General features: G+C 68.3%; 16 protein-coding genes. 9 read left to right on the top strand and 7 right to left on the bottom strand.

Annotated features, from left to right (window positions below; translation table 11 throughout):
• Positions 1-5: 5 nt before the first annotated feature.
• Complete coding sequence (locus ACOCMH_RS10140; RefSeq protein WP_427306851.1) at positions 6-1,406, top strand: dihydrolipoyl dehydrogenase; 1,401 nt, start codon at positions 6-8, stop codon at positions 1,404-1,406.
• A 106-nt stretch (positions 1,407-1,512) separates the two neighbouring features.
• The gene (locus ACOCMH_RS10135) at positions 1,513-2,079 is read left to right on the top strand and encodes a TetR/AcrR family transcriptional regulator (protein ID WP_427306850.1); all 567 of its coding nucleotides are present in this window, start codon (positions 1,513-1,515) and stop codon (positions 2,077-2,079) included.
• Here the strand turns inward: ACOCMH_RS10135 and ACOCMH_RS10130 are convergent.
• Together ACOCMH_RS10130 and ACOCMH_RS10125 are read right to left on the bottom strand one after the other, a co-directional pair.
• A complete protein-coding gene (locus ACOCMH_RS10130) occupies positions 2,076-2,426 on the bottom strand; it encodes a BrnA antitoxin family protein (RefSeq protein WP_427306849.1) in 351 nt (116 codons plus the stop codon). The two genes, ACOCMH_RS10135 and ACOCMH_RS10130, sit on opposite strands and share 4 nt — an antisense overlap.
• On the bottom strand, positions 2,410-2,679 hold the full coding sequence (locus ACOCMH_RS10125; protein WP_427306848.1) for a BrnT family toxin: 270 nt from the start codon (positions 2,677-2,679) through the stop codon (positions 2,410-2,412). The genes ACOCMH_RS10130 and ACOCMH_RS10125 overlap by 17 nt, the downstream gene beginning before the upstream one ends.
• A gap of 253 nt (positions 2,680-2,932) precedes the next feature.
• On the opposite strand from ACOCMH_RS10125, the gene ACOCMH_RS10120 reads away from it, so the two are divergent.
• Complete coding sequence (locus ACOCMH_RS10120; RefSeq protein WP_427306847.1) at positions 2,933-5,143, top strand: TonB-dependent siderophore receptor; 2,211 nt, start codon at positions 2,933-2,935, stop codon at positions 5,141-5,143.
• A 56-nt stretch (positions 5,144-5,199) separates the two neighbouring features.
• Here ACOCMH_RS10120 and ACOCMH_RS10115 read toward each other — a convergent pair whose 3' ends face one another.
• The gene (locus ACOCMH_RS10115; RefSeq protein WP_427306846.1) at positions 5,200-5,886 is read right to left on the bottom strand and encodes an SOS response-associated peptidase; all 687 of its coding nucleotides are present in this window, start codon (positions 5,884-5,886) and stop codon (positions 5,200-5,202) included.
• Positions 5,887-6,117: 231 nt separating this feature from the next.
• Here ACOCMH_RS10115 and ACOCMH_RS10110 point away from each other — a divergent pair, with 231 nt between their 5' ends.
• Positions 6,118-7,782, top strand: a complete 1,665-nt coding sequence (locus tag ACOCMH_RS10110; RefSeq protein WP_427306845.1) for an AMP-binding protein — start codon at positions 6,118-6,120, stop codon at positions 7,780-7,782.
• A gap of 166 nt (positions 7,783-7,948) precedes the next feature.
• Positions 7,949-8,680: a BON domain-containing protein gene (locus ACOCMH_RS10105; RefSeq protein WP_427306844.1), complete on the top strand. Its 732-nt coding sequence runs from the start codon at positions 7,949-7,951 to the stop codon at positions 8,678-8,680.
• Here ACOCMH_RS10105 and ACOCMH_RS10100 read toward each other — a convergent pair.
• The gene (locus tag ACOCMH_RS10100) at positions 8,608-9,789 is read right to left on the bottom strand and encodes a GlxA family transcriptional regulator (protein ID WP_427306843.1); all 1,182 of its coding nucleotides are present in this window, start codon (positions 9,787-9,789) and stop codon (positions 8,608-8,610) included. The genes ACOCMH_RS10105 and ACOCMH_RS10100 overlap by 73 nt on opposite strands.
• A gap of 184 nt (positions 9,790-9,973) precedes the next feature.
• Between ACOCMH_RS10100 and ACOCMH_RS10095 the strand changes: the two genes are divergently transcribed.
• Together ACOCMH_RS10095 and ACOCMH_RS10090 are read left to right on the top strand one after the other, a co-directional pair.
• Complete coding sequence (locus ACOCMH_RS10095; protein WP_427306842.1) at positions 9,974-11,233, top strand: M20/M25/M40 family metallo-hydrolase; 1,260 nt, start codon at positions 9,974-9,976, stop codon at positions 11,231-11,233.
• A 128-nt stretch (positions 11,234-11,361) separates the two neighbouring features.
• Complete coding sequence (locus ACOCMH_RS10090; RefSeq protein ID WP_171513279.1) at positions 11,362-11,625, top strand: hypothetical protein; 264 nt, start codon at positions 11,362-11,364, stop codon at positions 11,623-11,625.
• A gap of 12 nt (positions 11,626-11,637) precedes the next feature.
• Here ACOCMH_RS10090 and ACOCMH_RS10085 read toward each other — a convergent pair whose 3' ends face one another.
• The 3 genes from ACOCMH_RS10085 to ACOCMH_RS10075 form a co-directional block, all read right to left on the bottom strand.
• The gene (locus ACOCMH_RS10085; RefSeq protein ID WP_427306841.1) at positions 11,638-13,215 is read right to left on the bottom strand and encodes a phospholipase D family protein; all 1,578 of its coding nucleotides are present in this window, start codon (positions 13,213-13,215) and stop codon (positions 11,638-11,640) included.
• A 156-nt stretch (positions 13,216-13,371) separates the two neighbouring features.
• On the bottom strand, positions 13,372-13,944 hold the full coding sequence (locus tag ACOCMH_RS10080; protein WP_427306840.1) for a superoxide dismutase family protein: 573 nt from the start codon (positions 13,942-13,944) through the stop codon (positions 13,372-13,374).
• Positions 13,945-14,076: 132 nt separating this feature from the next.
• Positions 14,077-15,012: a LysR family transcriptional regulator gene (locus tag ACOCMH_RS10075; RefSeq protein ID WP_427306839.1), complete on the bottom strand. Its 936-nt coding sequence runs from the start codon at positions 15,010-15,012 to the stop codon at positions 14,077-14,079.
• A 418-nt stretch (positions 15,013-15,430) separates the two neighbouring features.
• On the opposite strand from ACOCMH_RS10075, the gene ACOCMH_RS10070 reads away from it, so the two are divergent.
• Together ACOCMH_RS10070 and ACOCMH_RS10065 are read left to right on the top strand one after the other, a co-directional pair.
• Entirely contained in the window at positions 15,431-16,351 is a 921-nt protein-coding gene (locus ACOCMH_RS10070; RefSeq protein ID WP_427306838.1) for an alpha/beta hydrolase, read from the top strand.
• 248 nt (positions 16,352-16,599) lie between these two features.
• Positions 16,600-17,841, top strand: a complete 1,242-nt coding sequence (locus ACOCMH_RS10065) for an efflux RND transporter periplasmic adaptor subunit (protein ID WP_427306837.1) — start codon at positions 16,600-16,602, stop codon at positions 17,839-17,841.
• Positions 17,842-17,964 lie beyond the last annotated feature (123 nt).

The following is a 17,964-nucleotide window of genomic DNA, read 5'->3' as shown; positions in this document are numbered from 1 at the left end:
CCGCCATGACCACCATCCAGACCGACGTCGCCGTGATCGGCGCAGGCACCGCCGGCCTTGCCGCCTACCGTGCCGCGATTGCCGCCGGCAAGCGCGCCGTGATCATCGAAGGCGGCCCCTATGGCACCACCTGTGCCCGCGTGGGCTGCATGCCTTCCAAGCTGCTGATCGCCGCCGCCGAGGCTGCGCACGAACTGCGCCACACCGCACCGTTCGGCGTGCATGTCGACGGCCAGATCCGCATCGACGGCCGCGAGGTGATGGCGCGCGTGCGCAGCGAGCGTGATCGCTTTGTCGGCTTCGTGGTGCGCGGCGTGGAGAACATTGCGCAGGCGGACCGCATTCGCGGCTATGCCCGCTTTATCGATACCACCACGCTGGAAGTGGACGGGCACACCACGGTGCGCGCCAGCCGCGTGGTCATCGCCACCGGTTCCACGCCGGTGCTGCCGGCGCCGTTCCAGGTGTTCGGCGACCGCCTGATCGTCAATGACGATGTGTTCTCGTGGCAGGACCTGCCCGGCAGCGTGGTGGTGTTCGGCCCCGGCGTGATCGGGCTGGAGCTGGGCCAGGCGCTGTCGCGGCTGGGCGTGAGGGTGCGCGTGTTCGGCGTCAGCGGCTCGCTCGGGCCGCTGACCGACCCGGTGATCCGCGCCCATGCCGCCAGCACCTTCAATCAGGAGTTCTATCTCGATCCGGACGCCAAGGTGACCGACATGGGCCGCGATGGCGAGCAGGTGGTGGTGACCTACCTCGACCGCGAAGGCCGCAGCGTGACCGAGCGCTTTGACTACGCGCTGGCCGCCACCGGCCGCGCGCCCAATGTGCGCGGCCTGGGCCTGGAGAACACCGGCCTGGCGCTGGATGCGCGCGGCGTGCCGTTGTTCGACGCACAGACCCTGCAGTGCGGCAATGCGCCGGTGTTTATCGCGGGCGATGCCAACAACATCCTGCCACTGCTGCACGAGGCCGCCGACGAAGGCAAGGCCGCCGGCGAGAACGCCGCCAGCTATCCGCAGGTGCAGCCGCTGGCGCGCCGCGCGCCGATCGCGGTGGTGTTCACGGATCCGCAGATCGCGATGGTCGGCCAGCGCCATGCCGACCTGGTCGCGCGCGGCGAAGACACCTTCGTGACCGGCGCGGTCAGCTTTGAAGACCAGGGCCGCAGCCGCGTGATGCTGAAGAACCGGGGCCTGATGCACGTGTATGCCGACCGGGCCACGGGCCGCTTCCTGGGCGCCGAATGGACCGGCCCGCGTGCCGAGAATATTGCCCACTTGCTGGCCTGGTCGTACCAGCAGGGCCTGACCATCGCGCAGATGCTGACCATGCCGTTCTACCACCCGGTGGTGGAGGAAGGCCTGCGCACCGCCCTGCGCGATGCGGCCGCGAGGCTTGAAGGCTGAATGCGCGCGGTTTGCTAGACAGGTCTGTCTGTCATAGTATCGAAGCACTGGGCCGGGTGGCGCGATGCGTTTCCCGGCCGCACTCGTTATCACCAACACCTGTCACATGGCCACGCCTTCCGCCCGCGACCGCATCCTCGATACTGCCGCCCGCCTGTTCTACCAGGAGGGCTACCGCGCCACCGGCATCGACCGGATCATTGCCGAATCTGGGGTGGCCAAGATGTCGCTCTATCGGCATTTCGCCTCCAAGAACGCGCTGATCGCGGCGTTCCTCGCGCGCCGGCATGAAGAGTGGATGGCGTGGTTCCGCCAGGATGTGGAAGCCCGTCTCGCCGAACGGCCCCGCCTGGACGTGATCGCCGACACCCTGGCCGACTGGTTTGGACGCGACTTCCGCGGTTGCGCCTTCATCAACGTGGTAGCCGAGGCGGGCGGCGACGCCGAGGCGCAGCAGCAGGCGGCGGCCCACAAGGCCGAACTGCAAGCCTTCGTCGCCGATATTGCCGCCCGCCTGGACCTGGACCAGCCGCAGGCGGTGGCAGCGGAGGCGATGCTGTGCATCGAGGGCATGATCGTGCGCTACCAGATGCAGCCGGATAGCGCGGTGATCGAGGCAGGCCGGCGCCTGCTTGGCCGGCTTCAGGACAACGGGTCGGCTCGGCCGGCCTAGCGCCGGGGCAGCATCCGGCGCACGGTCGCATAATCGCGCAGCGCCTCGTTCATCAGCGTTTGCCAGCCGCTGCCGGTTGCCTTGTAGGCTGCCAGGACGTCAGGATCGATGCGTAGCGTCTGATTGACTTTGCGCTCACTGGCAGGCTTGGCCGGCCTGCCACGGCGTTTTGCCAGGGCCTCCGCCTTGTCTTTGCCGAGTACCTGCTCGAGGGCCTCTCGCGCAGGGCGCATCTCCTTGATCTCCGCGGTCGGCAATGAGACCGCGTCGACATCGTCCGCAATGCCGCGCGCAATGGCGGCGTCCTCTGCGGATGTGGGCCGGATCAGGTCAGATTTCCTGTTCATAGTCTCGTACCTCTCTTGCGTTTGCTTTTCGCAGGCTGATTGCCCTGAGCGTGTCGCCTCGTAGTGTGAAGACCAGGCAATACAGACGCGGACCGATCGGCCCGTAGGCGACGTAGCGAGTTTCGCCGTACGGCTTGCGGTGATCGATCTTCAGGAGGGCGCGATCAAAGTCGAATAAGCCGGCGGCAGCCAGTGACAACCCGTGATGATGTTGGTTGAGGGCGTCCTTGGCCAGGTCGAACTCGATTTCCATTCGGATTTACTGTAGCAGCATGAAATAGGGTGGGCAACATTTTTATGCTACAGCGGTAAAAGAGAGCCTCACATCGTATTAAGCGGAAAACCGGTTACCAGGCCCAACGACCGCCTTAAATTCTCAGCTAAATGTATCGGTTCTGACACATTGAGGCTACAATTCTGATGTAATCACGAATCATTCTTATTCGTAATCAGAATTTTCCACTTGTGATGCCCTTTGCGGCATCGCCATCTTCCGACCCTGAGTGATGCCTCTGCACCCGAACCCGCGGGCGAAGCGACGCTTTGCCTGCTCCGCGCTTGTCACCCCGTGCCGTCTTTCCCTGACCACCCTTGTGCTGAGCCTGCAGGCCGGCGGCGTGTCCGCGCAGTCTGGCGAGAGCCCTGTGCCCGCCGCCCTCACAGCCGCAGCCGCAGCGGAGTTGCCGGCGGTGACCGTGCGCGCGACCAGCGACGATGAATCCGCCAACGGCCCCGTCCATGGCTTTGTGGCGAAGCGCAGTGCCACCGCCACCAAGACCGACACGCCGGTGATGGAGACGCCGCAGTCGATCACCGTGATCACGCGCGACCGCATGGAAGCGCAGGGCGCGCAGACCGTGCAGCAGGCCATCGGCTATAGCGCCGGGGTCTACGCCGGCCCCTACGGCAATGACGCGCGCGGGGACTGGGGCAAGTTCCGGGGCACTGACTTCACGCAGTATCGCGATGGCTTGCTGGACCAGGTCGGCTTCTACAACAACGTGCGTCCCGACGTGTACGCCCTCGAGCGCATCGATGTGCTGCGCGGGCCGTCGTCGATGCTGTTCGGGCAGGGCGCGGTCGGCGGCATCCTGAACCTGGTCAGCAAGCGCCCGCAGGCCGAGGCGGCGCGCGAGATCGGCGTGCAGTTCGGCAACTACCACCGCAAGCAGGTGCAGGCAGACCTGACGGGCCCGCTCGATGCGGAGGGCAAATGGCTGTACCGCCTGGTTGCGCTGGCGCGCGACAGCGACACGCAGGTGGATTACGTGCAGGACAACCGCTACCTGCTCGCGCCTTCGCTGACATGGCGGCCGAGCCAGGACACCTCGCTGACGCTGCTGGCCAACTTCCAGCGCGACGTGAGCGGGACCTCGGTCGGCTTCTTCCCGTGGCGCGGCACGCTGTACCCGAACCCGGGCGGGCAGATTCCCGACCACCTGTTCATCAGCGAACCGGGCTTTGACCGCTATACCGCGGAGCAGCAGTCGGTGGGCTATGAGTTCCAGCACAAGTTCAACGACACCGTGACGGTGCGGCAAAACCTGCGCTACTCGCACAGTTCGGTGGACTACCGCAGCATCTATGCGAGATTCAACGATGCCAACCGAGGCTGGGTGCCGGGCAGCAACACGTTGATGAACCGCACGGTCTACGTGAACCAGCCGACCTTGAACTCAATTGCCGTCGACACCCAGGCGCAGGCCAACTTCCGCACCGGCCCGCTCCAGCACACGCTGCTGACCGGCGTGGACTACCAGCACGCGGAAATCACGGGGAACACCGGCGTGGGCGGCTCCGCCGCGCCGCTCGATGTGTTCAACCCGGTCTACGGCAATTTCACGGCGCCCGGCACGCGCGCACTGAATCCCGCCACGCAGGCGCAAACCGGCCTGTATGTGCAGGACCAGCTGGCCTGGAACCAGTGGCTGCTGATGCTGGGGCTGCGCTATGACTGGTCGCGCGCCGCGCAGGACAACACGCCGTCGGCCGGCCGCGACGACAGCGAGCTGACCAAGCGCGCCGGCCTGATGTACCGTTCCGACATCGGCCTGAATCCGTATGTCAGCTACTCCGAGTCGTTCCAGGGTCTGGCCGGGTTCAACAAGGCCAACCAGGCCTTCAAGCCGCTGCGGGGCTCGCAGTGGGAGGCGGGCATCAAGTACCAGCCGCCGGGCAAGAATGCCACGCTGACCATCGCGGCGTTCGACATGCGCGAGAAGAACCGCAAGACCGCTGGCGTGGTCAACGGCATCCCCGACTCGGTGCAGGTGGGCGAAGCGCGCACGCGTGGCATCGAGGTCGAGGCCTTGGCGTCGCTGACGAACCGGCTGGACCTGATCGCGACCTACACCTACCTGGATGCGCGCGTGACCGACGGCACCGCCGCCGAGGTCGGCAAGAAGCTGGCGAGCACGCCGTCGAACATGGCGTCGCTGTGGGCCAACTATCGCTTCAAGCTGTTCGGGATGCCGGGCTTCGTGGCGGGCGGCGGGCTGCGCTATATCGGCCCCAGCTATGACGGCGCCGACCAGAACCGGGTGGGCGGCGTGACGCTGTACGACGCGATGATCGCCTATGACCACGGCCCGCTGCGGGTCGCGCTGAATGCCAACAACCTGTTCGACAAGCAGTTCCTGACCACCTGCCTCGCGCGTGGCGACTGCTACTTCGGCGCGCGCCGCACGGTGGTGGGCAGCGTCACGTATCGCTTCTGAGCAACATCGGCATGGCAAGGATCGCGGAGGCCCTGCCGGCCGTCGCGCACGCCGCGCTAATCCGCGTCGGGAATGGGCGCTCCCTGCACTTTGGGCGCCGGCTCGGTCTGCATGGCGTCTGGCGGCAACAGCCTCAGGAAGGTGCGCGCGACCTCGGCATCCCGGCACGTCAGCCAGTCGTCCCACTGCGCGCGCGGCACGATCACCACGGAGCGCTTCTCGTCCCCCGGCTTGTGGAAGCGCTGCATCACCGGGTGCTGTGCCGAACTGACGGTCAGCATGGTGAAAGACAACGCCTGGTCCGGCCAGCCGCGCCACAGGCCGGCAATGCCGAAGGCCGGCTCGCCGGGCAGCCAGATGCGCCAGCGCACCGGCTTGCCCGGCGAGCCGCCTGGCGCCGCACCGTCCGCCGCACTGTCAGAGTACGCAAATTCATAGAACGCCGTTGCCGGGATCAGGCAGAACTGGCCCTGGCGCCAGTAGCGCGCAAACGCGGCGCGCTCGCCCACGGTTTCGCTGCGGGCGTTGGTGGTGTCATAGCGCCGTGTGCCTGGTGGAATGCGCTGGCGCGGCACCATGCCGAACGAGGCCAGCTCCGCGCTGCGTGCACCGTCGTCGCCGGCGCGCACGATCGGTGCGGCGTAGTCGGGGTAGGTCTCGGCCTTGTACACGCCCGCTGGCGGCTCGACGCCGAAGATTTCACGCAGGATGCGGCGCTGGACCGGGGCATAGTTGGTGCACATGCGCTGTCTCCCGAAGGTGATGCCCATATCGTGTGGGGCCGGCGGCGCCGCGTCAAGGCCGCTTCGGCCCCTTCAAGCCGCATGGCAGGGATGGCAAAAACCGTCAGCCGCGGTGGCGGAAACGGTTATTGCCGGATGGCGGCGCCGTGGCGCACACTCTTGCGGCAGCCGATGCGCGCCACCGCGCACCGGCCACCGACTACAAGGCACCAGCCGGATTCAGGAGACACCATGCGCGACTACGCCCAAGCTTTCGACGGATTTTCCTATGACGACGCCGTGGCACGGCAACTGCACGGCAGCTTGGCGGCGCTCAACGCCTGCGTCGAATGCTGCGACCGGCACGCGCAGCCCGGCCGGATTGCGCTGAACTGGGAAGGGCGCAATGGCGACGCGCGCAGCTGGACCTTTGCCGAGCTGCAGGCGCTGTCGGCCCAGTTCGCAGGTTTCCTGAAGGCGCAGGGCGTACAGCCGGGCGACCGCGTCGCCGGCCTGTTGCCGCGCAACGCCGAACTGCTGGTGACGATCCTCGGCACCTGGCGCGCCGGTGCCGTGTACCAGCCGCTGTTTACCGCGTTCGGCCCCAAGGCCATCGAACACCGGCTCAATGCGTCGGGCGCGAAGGTGGTGGTGACCGATACCGCCAACCGGCCCAAGCTGGACGAGGTGGCCGGCTGCCCGGCCATCGTCACCGTGACCGGCCCCCAGGGCGACACGGAGCCACCCGCCGCGAACCCCGGCGACTTCAGCTTCTGGGCCGAGCTGGCGCGCCAGCCGGCGTCGTTCGCGCCGGTGATGCGGCGCGGCGACGACCCCTTCCTGATGATGTTCACCTCCGGCACCACCGGTCCGGCCAAGCCGCTGCTGGTGCCGCTCAAGGCGATTGCCGCGTTTGCGGGCTATATGCGCGATGCGGTCGACCTGCGCGACGACGACGCGTTCTGGAACCTGGCCGATCCGGGCTGGGCCTATGGCCTGTACTACGCCGTCACCGGCCCGCTGTCGCTGGGCCATGCCACCACCTTCTACGACGGCCCTTTCAACGTCGACAGCACCTGCCGCGTGATCCGCAAGTACGGCATTACCAACCTCGCCGGCTCGCCTACCGCCTACCGGCTGCTGATCGCCGCGGGCGCGGCCGTGTCTGGCCAGCTGCGCGGGCAACTGCGCGCCGTCAGCAGCGCCGGCGAGCCGCTCAACCCGGAAGTGATCCGCTGGTTCGCCAGCGAGCTGGGTGTCACCATCCACGACCACTATGGCCAGACCGAGCTGGGCATGGTGCTGTGCAACCACCACGCCCTGTCCCATCCGGTGCGCATGGGTGCGGCCGGCTTTGCCAGCCCGGGGCACCGCGTGGTGGTGGTCGACGATGCGCTGCGCGAACTGCCGGCCGGCCAGCCGGGCACGCTGGCACTGGACCTGAAGCGCTCGCCGATGTGCTGGTTCGGCGGCTATCACGGCACGCCCACCAGCGCCTTTGCCGGTGACTACTACCTGACCGGCGATTCCGCCGAGCTGAACGAGGACGGCAGCATCAGCTTTATCGGTCGGGCCGACGACGTCATCACCACTTCCGGCTACCGCGTAGGGCCGTTCGACGTGGAAAGCGCGCTGATCGAGCATCCCGCGGTGGTCGAGGCAGCGGTGATCGGCAAGCCTGACCCCGAGCGCACCGAACTCATCAAGGCCTTCGTGGTGCTGGACCCGCACCACCAGGGCTCGCCCGAACTGGCCGAGACGCTGCGCCTGCACGTGCGCCAGCGCCTGGCCGCCCACGCCTATCCGCGCGAAATCGAGTTCGTCGCCGAACTGCCCAAGACCCCCAGTGGCAAGGTCCAGCGCTTTATCCTGCGCAATCAGGAAGTGGCCCGGGCGCGCGAAGCGGCCGGCGCCTGAGCCCTGCGCACCGGCTGGTGCTCGCCGGGCCCGCGGCGGAGCGCTTCCTATAATGAGGAAGCGGTTGCCGGGTCCCGGGGGTGAAGGAGGCCGCGGCGCCGCTCCCGCGCGCCTGCAGGCAGGGGCGCGCATCCTCCATCTCCAGACCAACCGGCGAGGCGACAACATGCAGAGTAGCGAAGCGGTGCTGACGCAGGCGCGCGCAGCCCTGGCCCATGTGCCCTATCAGGGCCATGTCCTCCATCCCACCATCCAGTTGCGGCTCTCGGACGGGGCGCTGATCCTGGAAGGCGAGGTGGCCGATATCGTCGACAAGACCCGGGCCGCGGCCACGCTGCGGCGCGTGGACGGCGTCACCAGCGTGATCGACCACCTGCGCGTGGCCGACGGCGGCGCGCCGGTGGGCGACGGCGAACTGCGCGACGCCGTGTGCGAGCGGCTCCTCAATGCGGTCGAATTCCACAATTGCAAGATCTGCGCGCGCGTCAAGGGCAAGCCAGAGGCCATGCGGGAACCGGTGAGCGATCGCAACGGCTGGATCGAAGTCGCGGTGCAGGACGGCGTGGTGACGCTGTGGGGGCAGGTGATCAGCCTGTCGCACATGCGCCTGGCCGGTGTGCTGGCGTGGTGGTCGGGCGGCTGCCGCTGCGTGGTCAATGAACTGGTGGTGGCACCCGCCGAGGCTGACCGCGACGATGAAATCACCGAGGCGCTGATGCTGGTGCTGGAAACCGATCCCTTCGTCGATGCCAGCCAGGTCAGCGCGCATACCCAGGACCGCGTGGTAACGCTGGAGGGCTGCGTCAGCAGCGAGGGCACGCGCCGTCAGGCCGAGCGCGATGCGTGGTACGTGCAGGGCGTGGAGGACGTGGTCAACCACATCACGCTGCGCCCCTGAGCGCGGGCCCGCGGCGGGCTATCGTTGCGCGCCGCGCTGCGCGGGGTGTCTTCCATGCGCCAGTAGCGCCGCCGCGCCCGCAGCGCAAAGCGGGCGCGGTAGTCCGACATTGACATGCCCGTGGTGCGCTGGAACAGCCGGCGGAACGCGGCGGCGTCGCTGTAGCCGCACGCCTCGGCAATGGCATGGGTACCGTGCAGCGTCACTTCCAGCAGCATGCGGGCGCGCTCCACGCGCAGCGTGTGCAGGTAGTCCAGCGGCGTCATGCCGGTGACCTGGCGGAAATGCCGCAGCAGCGTGCGTTCGCTGACCGCCGCCGCCTGCGCCACAGCGGCCAGCCGGTAGGGTTCGGACACATGGTCGCGCAGCCATTGGATGGCGCGGTAGACCGGGCTGTCGGCGGTGCGGTCGAGCCAGCGTTGCGATACCAGCGCCGGCACGCTGCGCTGGCGTTCGGGCTGGAACAGCATCAGCCGCGACGCCGCCTGCGCCAGGTCGGGGTCGTGCAGATGGCCCAGCACGCGCAGCATGAATTCCACCTGCAGCGCGGGCGCCACGCAGGAAAACACTTGCCCGTGCACGCTCATGGCCGCGTCGCTGCCGAGGTCGCAATGCGGGTACTGGCGCGCCATCCAGCTCTGGAACATCCATGGCGCCCCCACGCTGGCGCCATCCAGCAGGCCCAGCTGCAGCGGCAGCACCATCCCCGACGCACACGCGGCGATCCAGCCGCCCGCGCGCGCGTGGCGCTCCACCAGGCGCAGTGCCGCGGCATCGCGCAACGCCAGCTCGCCCAGTTGCGGCGCATTGCTGGCCAGCAGCGCGGGAATCACCAGCAGCGTGCGGATGCCCGGAGCACGCGCACGCCGCGTCGACGACACCAGCCCGGGCAGTTCCGTGGCCAGCGTGCGGCCGTTGGCGCGGCACAGTTGCCAACTCAGTGTCGGGGCGGCGTCGGGGCGCTGCAGGCTGGCCACGCCGGCCACCGTGCGCAGCACGTCGAGCGTGGTGAACAGGCTGCCGGGCATGGCTTGCGGTAGCCACAGCAGGCGCACGTGCAGCGGGACGTTCTGTGACGATGGCGCGATGGAAGCGGTGGGGGCTGGCATGCCTTGAGGCGGTTTGGATGGTTGGAGGTGGCCGGGGCCGCGGCGCGCCGTGGCGGGATCGGCATCCGGATTGGCGATATTGAACCTCCCCATAGTTGCTGGCAAGGACTAGCATCTTGCCGTTGTGCCGCGGCGAACGGCTAGACCCGCGGCACTGCCAACAAGACCATACCGAGGAGATTCCATGCCGTTTTCCGTTCGCCACGTTGCCGTTGCTGCTGCCCTGACGCTTGCCGGGGCCGGCACCCTGGCCAGCGCCGCGCAGCCAGACGCCGCGCTGCTGTCCGCCGCGCAGGCCGCCCAGCCCAAGCTAGTGCAGTCGCTCAAGGAGATGGTGTCGATCGAATCCGGCAGCGCTAATGCCAAGGGGCTGGCGCAGATGGCCAGCTATACCGAGAAGCGCCTGCAGGCGCTGGGCGCAAAGGTCGAGCGCCTGCCCGTGACCAAGGGCCCGGGCACCATGGTCAAGGCCACCTTCACCGGCACCGGCAAGCGCCGCGTCATGCTGATTGCCCACCTCGACACTGTGTACCCCGACAACACGCTGGCGACGCAGCCGATCCGCGAGGAAGGCAACCGGCTCTATGGCCCGGGCATCGCCGATGACAAGGGCGGCATCGCCGTGATCCTGCATTCGCTGGAGATCCTGAAGCAGCAGGGCTGGCGCGACTACGCGCAGATCACGGTGCTGTTCAATCCGGACGAGGAAGTCGGCTCCGTCGGTTCCGGCGAAACCATCGCCACACTGGCCGCGCAGCATGACGTGGTGCTGTCGTGCGAGCCCACCGCGGCCAAGGATGTGGTCAAGGCCGAGGCGCTGCTGCTGGGCGCCTCCGGCACCGCCACCGCCACCATGCAGGTCAAGGGCCGCGCCGCCCACGCCGGCGCCGCGCCGGAACGCGGCCGCAATGCGCTGCTCGAACTCGCCCACCAGTTGCAGCAGACGCGCGACACGGCCAGCCAGGTGCCAGGCTCGCAACTGAACTGGACCCAGGCACAGGCCGGCACGGTGCGCAACCAGATCCCGGAAAGCGCGGTCGCCTACGGCGACGTGCGCACCACGGCAGCCGGTGCCGCCGAGAAACTGAAGGTGGCGCTGCAGGACAAGGTCAAGTCCAGCCAGCTGGTGCCGGACACGCAGACCACGGTGACGATGGAAGAGGGCCGCCCGCCGTTCGCGGCCGACGCGCGCGGCCGCGCCCTCGCCAAGCGCGCGCAGGAAATCTATGCCGAACTGGACGGCCGCACGCTGGCGCTGGCCGAAGGTACCGGCGGCGCCACCGACGCCGGCTATGCCGCCCGCTCGGGCAAGCCCGCGGTGGTCGAGAGCTTCGGCCTGGCGGGCTTCGGCTATCACGCGCGCGACGAGTATGTCGAACTGGACTCGATCGTGCCGCGCCTGTACCTGATGACGCGGATGCTGCAGGATATCGGCCGGAATTGAGCGGTCGCGACTGAGCGTCCGCATCCGGGCTTTCCCCATATCCGCCAAAGGCCCTCTGCGGCCCTGCTACAGTGTCATGGCCGCCACCGCAGGCGGCCATGACAAAAGAGATTCTGGGGAGACAGCAGATGAATCGCAAAGGCCTGGTCGATGCCGCCACGGCGCTGGAAGACCTGGCGGCGGGCAACACGCCGGCGCCCGCGCAGGTGGCGGCAGGCGCAGCCGCCCTGGAGAAGATCCATGCCGATTTCCCGGCCTGGCGCGACGTGGGCGATGCGCTGTTCGGCCTGAAGGCACTGGCCGGCGGCAGCGGCATGGCGCTCGACGCGAAGGGGCGCCAGCGCGCCGGCCGGCTGGCCGACGTGGTGCGCAGCCTAATCGACCAGATCTGAGCGGCCGCGCGCCTACAGCATCGATTCGATCGGCAGGATCGACAGGAACCAGATGCCAAGCCGGCGCCACCAGCTGGTATTCGGCTCGGTGTCATGGCGGATGATTTCGTCGCCGCGCCGTTCCAGCCAGTACATCTGCCCGGTTTCGTCCAGCCTGACCTGGTAAGCCGCGAGCGGGATCACGCTGGCAAAGGTGGATTCGATCCGGCCCGCCAGCGCCGGGCTGTCGATGATGAAGCCCAGCTCAGTGTTGAGCTTGGCCGAGCGCGGATCGAAGTTGAACGACCCCACGAAGACCCGGTTGCCGTCGACCGCGAAGGTCTTGGCGTGCAGGCTTGAGCCCGAACTGCCGAACGGTCCGGCGCGCTCTTCCTTCTTGCGGGGCGTGGCCGAGCGCCGCAGTTCGTACAGGTCCACGCCAGCCTCGAGCAAGGCCTTGCGCCGCTTGGCATAGCCCGAATGCACGGCGGCCACGTCGGTGGCCTCCAGCGCATTGGTCAGCACGCGTACCGCGACACCGCGCCTGGCCATGTCGGCGAAATAGGAGGTGCCGCCGGTCGACGGTACAAAGTAGGGCGAGACCAGGTCGAGCTCTCGCTGCGGCTCGCCCAGGATTTCGCGCAACTGGTGCGCCACCAGCGTGCTGCGCGAGGCTTCGCCCAGCGCCTTGCCGGGATTGTCGCTGACCATGCGCGTGGCGGCCCACTGGAACTGCAGCGTACCGTCCAGCATTCGCTGCACGTCCGGCAGTTCGCGCACCGCCGCCAGGTAGGCCGCCGCGGCCGGGTTGCGCTCAACCGCGCGGGCATGGCCCACCAGCGCCTGCAGGCGTTCCGCGCTCACCGGTGGCACCAGCCGGTCGACCGGGTAGGCCGAGGCGCTGGACCAGTAGCGGTCGAAATCCTGCGCCACGTCGCCGGCCGCGGGGCCAACCGCAATCACGTCGAGGTCAGCAAACAGCACGCCGTCGGTGGCGCCGAAGTATTCGTCGCCGACATTGCGCCCGCCGATGATGGTGGCAACGCCGTCGGCGGTGAACGACTTGTTGTGCATGCGCCGGTTCAGGCGGCGGAAATCCGTCAGGAAATTGAGCGCCTTGGGGTGCCGGATCACGAACGGATTGAAGATCCGCACTTCGACATGCGGGTGCGCGTCCATTGCGGCCAGCCGTTCGTCCATGCCGGCAATGCCGTTGTCGTCGAGCAGCAGGCGCACGCGCACGCCGCGCTCGGCGGCTTCATGCAACGCTTCCAGCAGCAGCGTGCCGGTCAGGTCATCGCGCCAGATGTAGTACTGCACGTCGAGCGTGCGCTGCGCGGTGCGCGCCAGCTGCACGCGCGCGGCAAAGGCGGCGTAGGCGTTTTCCAGCGGATGGATGCCGCTCAGCCCCGGGTGGCGCGCCACTTCGCCGGCCACCGCCTGGCCCAGCGGCGTGGCCTGGGATTCGGCGCTCGTCAGCGCGAAGGATTCGGTGCGGTGGTCCAGCGGCGGCAAGGCGCAACCCCCGAGCAGGGCAGCGCAGCACAGCAGCAGCGAATTGGCGCGCAGGCGACGGTGGGAAACGAACGCGGCGTCTGTCGGCAATGGCATTGGAGGTCATGGCGGCCCGGTGGCCGGGCCACGTGGTGGCGGCAATGCCGCCATGTTGCCATGCCGCGCCGGGCGCGTCGCGTTTTCGGCCGGGCGCCGGACTGCCACCGCGTGCGCAACCCCGCGCCGGGCGAACACATAAGCACCGCGCGGCGATCAGGAAGCCGCCACGACTCCGCACGCAATGCGGCCGCCGGCATTGCCGGTGGGCTGCGTCTTGTAGTCGTCCGGATCCTTGTGCACCACCACTGCCCGGCCGATCACGCTGTTGGCGCCGGTGCCCACCGACAGCGACGGCAGCAGCATGCTGATGCGCACGTTGCCGTTGGCATCGGCGGTCACGTTGTTCATGTCGCCGGCATGGTGGTCGGGCATGGTCATCTGCCCATGCGGCTGGCCGGTCGGGTTGAAATGGCCGCCGGCGCTCATCGCGTCGGGCGCGGAACAGTCGCCCTTTTCATGGACGTGGAAGCCGTGAACCGAATTGGGCGGCAGCCCGGTAATCGCGGCGGTCATCATCACGCCGCCCGGCTGCTGCTGGAAGGTCACGGTGCCGGCGGTGTTGGCGCCGCTCTTGGGCTGCAGCGTGGCCGAGGCACGGGCGCCGCTGCTGGCACCGGTGGCGGACGGCTGGGCTGTCGACGACGAGGGCATGCCGGAGCCGGCGCAGCCGGCCAGTGCAACGGTTGCGGCAATGCAGGCCGCCAGGGGGGGAAGCACTTGTTTCATCGGAATCCTCTTCTTGTCGTGATTTCGGATGAAACAGTATAGGTCGGCGCCCGCCGAACCGATTTCCGGTTTTGTCCTACATGCGGCCGGGGATACGCGCCGCTGGCGGATCGCGCCAGCGCGCGGCACGGTTCAGGCCGCTGCCGCCAGCGGCTGCCGTGCCGCACCAAAATGCGGATGGCGCGAAAACAGTTCCGCGGCCCAGTTGACGAATACCCGCACCTTGGCCGACAGGTGCCGGTTCTGCGGATACATCGCCGAGATCGGCAGTTCGTCGGTCTGCCAGTCGGCCAGGATTTCCACCAGCCGGCCACTGGCCACGTAAGGCTCGGCCATGGCGCGCGAGATGCGGGCGATGCCGTGGCCTTCCAGCGCGCAGCCCAGGTAGACATCGGCGTCGTTGGTGGAAATGGCGGAGGGCAGCAGCACCTCGCTGCGCTCCATGCCGCGGGCCAGCGGCCAGGGCATTTCGCGGCCGTTGCGGTTGGACAGGAAATTGACCGCCTTGTGCTGCGCCAGCTCGGCCAGGTCACGCGGCGTGCCGTTGCGGTTCAGATAGATGGGCGACGCGTAGAACGCCAGCTGCACGTGGCCGATGCGGCGGGCCACCATGGCTTCGTCCAGCGGTATGCCGACGCGCAGCACCACGTCGACGCCTTCCTGCAGCAGGTCGATCGGCTTGCCGTTGATGGTTAGCTCCAGCTTCAGGTCCGGATAGGCCTGGAAGAACTCATGCAGGTGGGGCACCAGTACCAGTTGCGCCAGCCCGGCGGTGGTATCGACCGACAGCGTGCCGCGCGGCGAATTGTTCTGGCGCGTCAGAGACTGCTCGGCTTCCTCGACATCGGCCAGGATGCGCACGCAACGCTCGTAGTAGGCGGCGCCGTCGTTGGTCACGCTGATGCGGCGCGTGGTCCGGTGCAGCAGCTTCACGCCGAGGTGGGTTTCCAGGTTCTGGATCAGGCGGGTCAGCGTGGCCTTGGGCAAGTCCATCGACTCGGCGGCACGCGCAAAGCTGCCGACGTCGACGACCCGGGTGAATGCCTGCATTGATACGAGACGGTCCATGATGAGTTCCGACGATAGATCCGAACGGCGTGCCGCCTGCGCTCGTGGCGCACGCGGCCTGTCTTGTTGTGGTGATGGGAGTCTGCCGGCTGCTGGCACGAGATGCGCGCTGGCTGGGCGCGATGCCGGCATGGGTTTCAGTCAGGCGTCCGGCGCCGCGGGCGTTGTGCCGACGGGCCGGGCGCGCAACGGCCTGGCCAAACCGCCGCGCGTGCCGAGAGCGGGAGTGAATCACAAAATCCAAGACCTTGTCATGCGTGGGGATTTCGGTTTACCGACACATGACAGGGCGCTTTGCGATTATTCCAATCCCGGAACAGTGCATTGGCGATCTCTCGCTTTATCCCATCCTCGTCAATCACCATAATCCGTTGCATCGCAACACTCAAGCGCATTGTCTTTGCCGTGCGCCGATGCCATGTCACAGAAGCCAGGCCAACGCTCCGCAGCCGCCAGCGCCGCCACTGCCCCCGCGGCAGCCGGCCCGGGACAGGCGCGCGTGGCCGAGCACACGGTGACCAGCGATGGCCGCGAAATCCTGGTGCGGGTGTGCTATCCGCCCGGTTACCCGGCCAGCCACGTGGCGCCGGGTGCCGACAGCGCCGCGCTGCTGCCCTGGCTGGTGTACCTGCATGCCGGCGGCTTCGTCGAAGGCAACCTGGAGCACGCCTGCCAGTTGGTGCAGGGGCTGGCCACCACGGTGCCCGCGGTGGTGGTGACGCCGGCCTACTCGCTGGCGCCGGACCACCCGTTCCCGGCAGCGCCCGAGGATGCGCACAGCACGGTGCAATGGGTGCTGCGCAATGCCCGGCGCCTGAAGCTGGACAAGACCCGCTTTGCGCTGGTGGGCGAGGAAGCCGGCGGCAACCTGGCGATTGCGCTGGCGCAGATGCTGCGCGACCGCGGCACCGCCCAGCCGCGCGGCCAGTGGCTGATCCGCCCGGTGACCGACCCGTGCCTGCAGCATGCCTCCTGCGCGGGCTTTGACGGCGGCACGGTGCCAATGGAAACGCTGCGCCGGCTGGCCGACAACTATCGCGACTACCTGCCGACGCCGGCCGATACGGTACATCCGTATGCCGCCCCGGCACTGGCCTCGCGCCTGGCCGGGCTGCCGCCCACGCTGGTGCAGGTGGCGGAATACGACGCGCTGCGTGCCGAAGGCGAAGCCTTCGCCGGGCGCCTGAGCAAGGCCGGCGTGCCGGCCCAGGCCATGATCATGCCCGGCGCCTGCGGCGACGGCGTGGAAGAGACCCATGACGGCTGTCAGGCATGGGTCGACGAAGGGGCGCGGTTCCTGCGGCGATGTCTGGCCGTGGCCGACGCTACCTCATCCTGACTGAACGCCGCGCTGGCGCCAACGCCGGCCGGCCTGGAGCCAAGCCCGCCGGCTGAGCCGCTCCAGACCACCGCCAGCCGGCTCTGTTTCGGCCAGAGCCAGGATCGCAACGCGCGCCGTCATGCGCATGCGGTCCCAAGTCCGACCATCAGTTTGACCATGGTTCCGATCCGCCCGCGCGGACCGGCAGGCGGCGTTCGGCCATTTGCTTTTCCGGTTGAAGAAAACCCGATCCAGGAGTTTGAGAAATGCAGCAGCAGAAACGACGTACCCTGATTGCCCTCGCCATCGTCGTGGTGCTAGGTGCCGGCGTGGCCGGTTCGATCCTGCGCCCGTGGCACAGCGGCGAAGCCCACGCCAACACGCCGCCGCCCGCGCCCGCCATCGAAGTGGCCGCGGTGGTGGGGCAGACCATTACCGAGTGGGATGAATTCTCCGGCCGCCTGGAAGCGGTGGACCGGGTTGAAATCCGCCCGCGCGTCGGCGGCACCATCGATGCCGTGCACTTCCGCGAGGGCGCGCTGGTGAAGAAGGGCGATCCGCTCTTCACCATCGACCCGCGGCCTTATGCCGCGGAAGTGGCCCGCGCCGAAGCCGCGCTTGCGGCGGCGCAAGTGCGTGCGGGGCACGCCAAGAGCGAAGGCGAACGCGCGCAGCGCCTGCTGGATGACAACGCCATCTCGCGGCGCGAGTTCGACGAACGCATCCACGCCGCGCGTGAGACCAGCGCCAACGTGCGCGCCGCCCAGGCGCAGCTGGAAACCGCGCGCCTGAACCTGGCCTACACCCGCATTACTGCGCCGGTGTCCGGCCGCGTCTCGCGCGCCGAGATCACGGTGGGCAACCTGGTGGCGCCCGGCGTGGCGACGCCGCCGCTGACCACAGTGGTGTCGGTGTCGCCGATCTACGCGAGCTTCGAGATCGACGAGCAGAGCTACCTGCGCTACAACGCGCCCGGCGCCGGCGGCGGGCAGGCCAACCTGCCGGTCTTCCTGGGCCTGGCCAATGAAGACGGCCATCCGCACCAGGGCAAGATCCAGTCGGTCGACAACCGGCTCGATACCCGCAGCGGCACCATCCGCGTGCGAGCGGTGTTCGACAACGACGACGGCCGCCTGCTGCCGGGCCTGTATGCCAAGGTCAAGATGGGCGGCGGCGCGCCGCATGCGGCGGTGCTGGTCAACGACCGGGCGGTCGGCACCGACCAGGGCAAGAAGTTCGTGCTGGTGGTCGACAAGGCCAACAAGCTGGTCTACCGCGAAGTCGAACTCGGGCCCAACTATGAGGGCCTGCGCGTGATCCGCAAGGGGCTGAAGCCGGGCGAGAACATCGTGGTCAATGGCCTGCAGCGCGTGCGGCCGGGCGACGCGGTGCAGCCCAAGGTGGTAGCCATGGCGTACCGCAGCGAACTGGAACCGCGCGGCACCGCGCCCGATCGCAAGCAGGCCGCGAGCGAGAAGGGTGAGGTGGACGCTAAGCCGGTGAGTTGAATGCCGTGAAAGCTTGCCGAGGGTTTGCTTCCCTCTCCCGCTTGCGGGAGAGGGGCAGGGGTGAGGGCAGGAGCGTCCAACGCTGAGGCCAGTGGGTTTAAACCGTTGGCTTCGCTGGTCCTG

The organism is Cupriavidus sp. H39, from assembly GCF_050271075.1.
Lineage (GTDB): Bacteria > Pseudomonadota > Gammaproteobacteria > Burkholderiales > Burkholderiaceae > Cupriavidus > Cupriavidus necator_B.
Note: the sequence above shows the minus strand (reverse complement) of the source record. Positions and strands in the feature narration are given on the sequence as shown.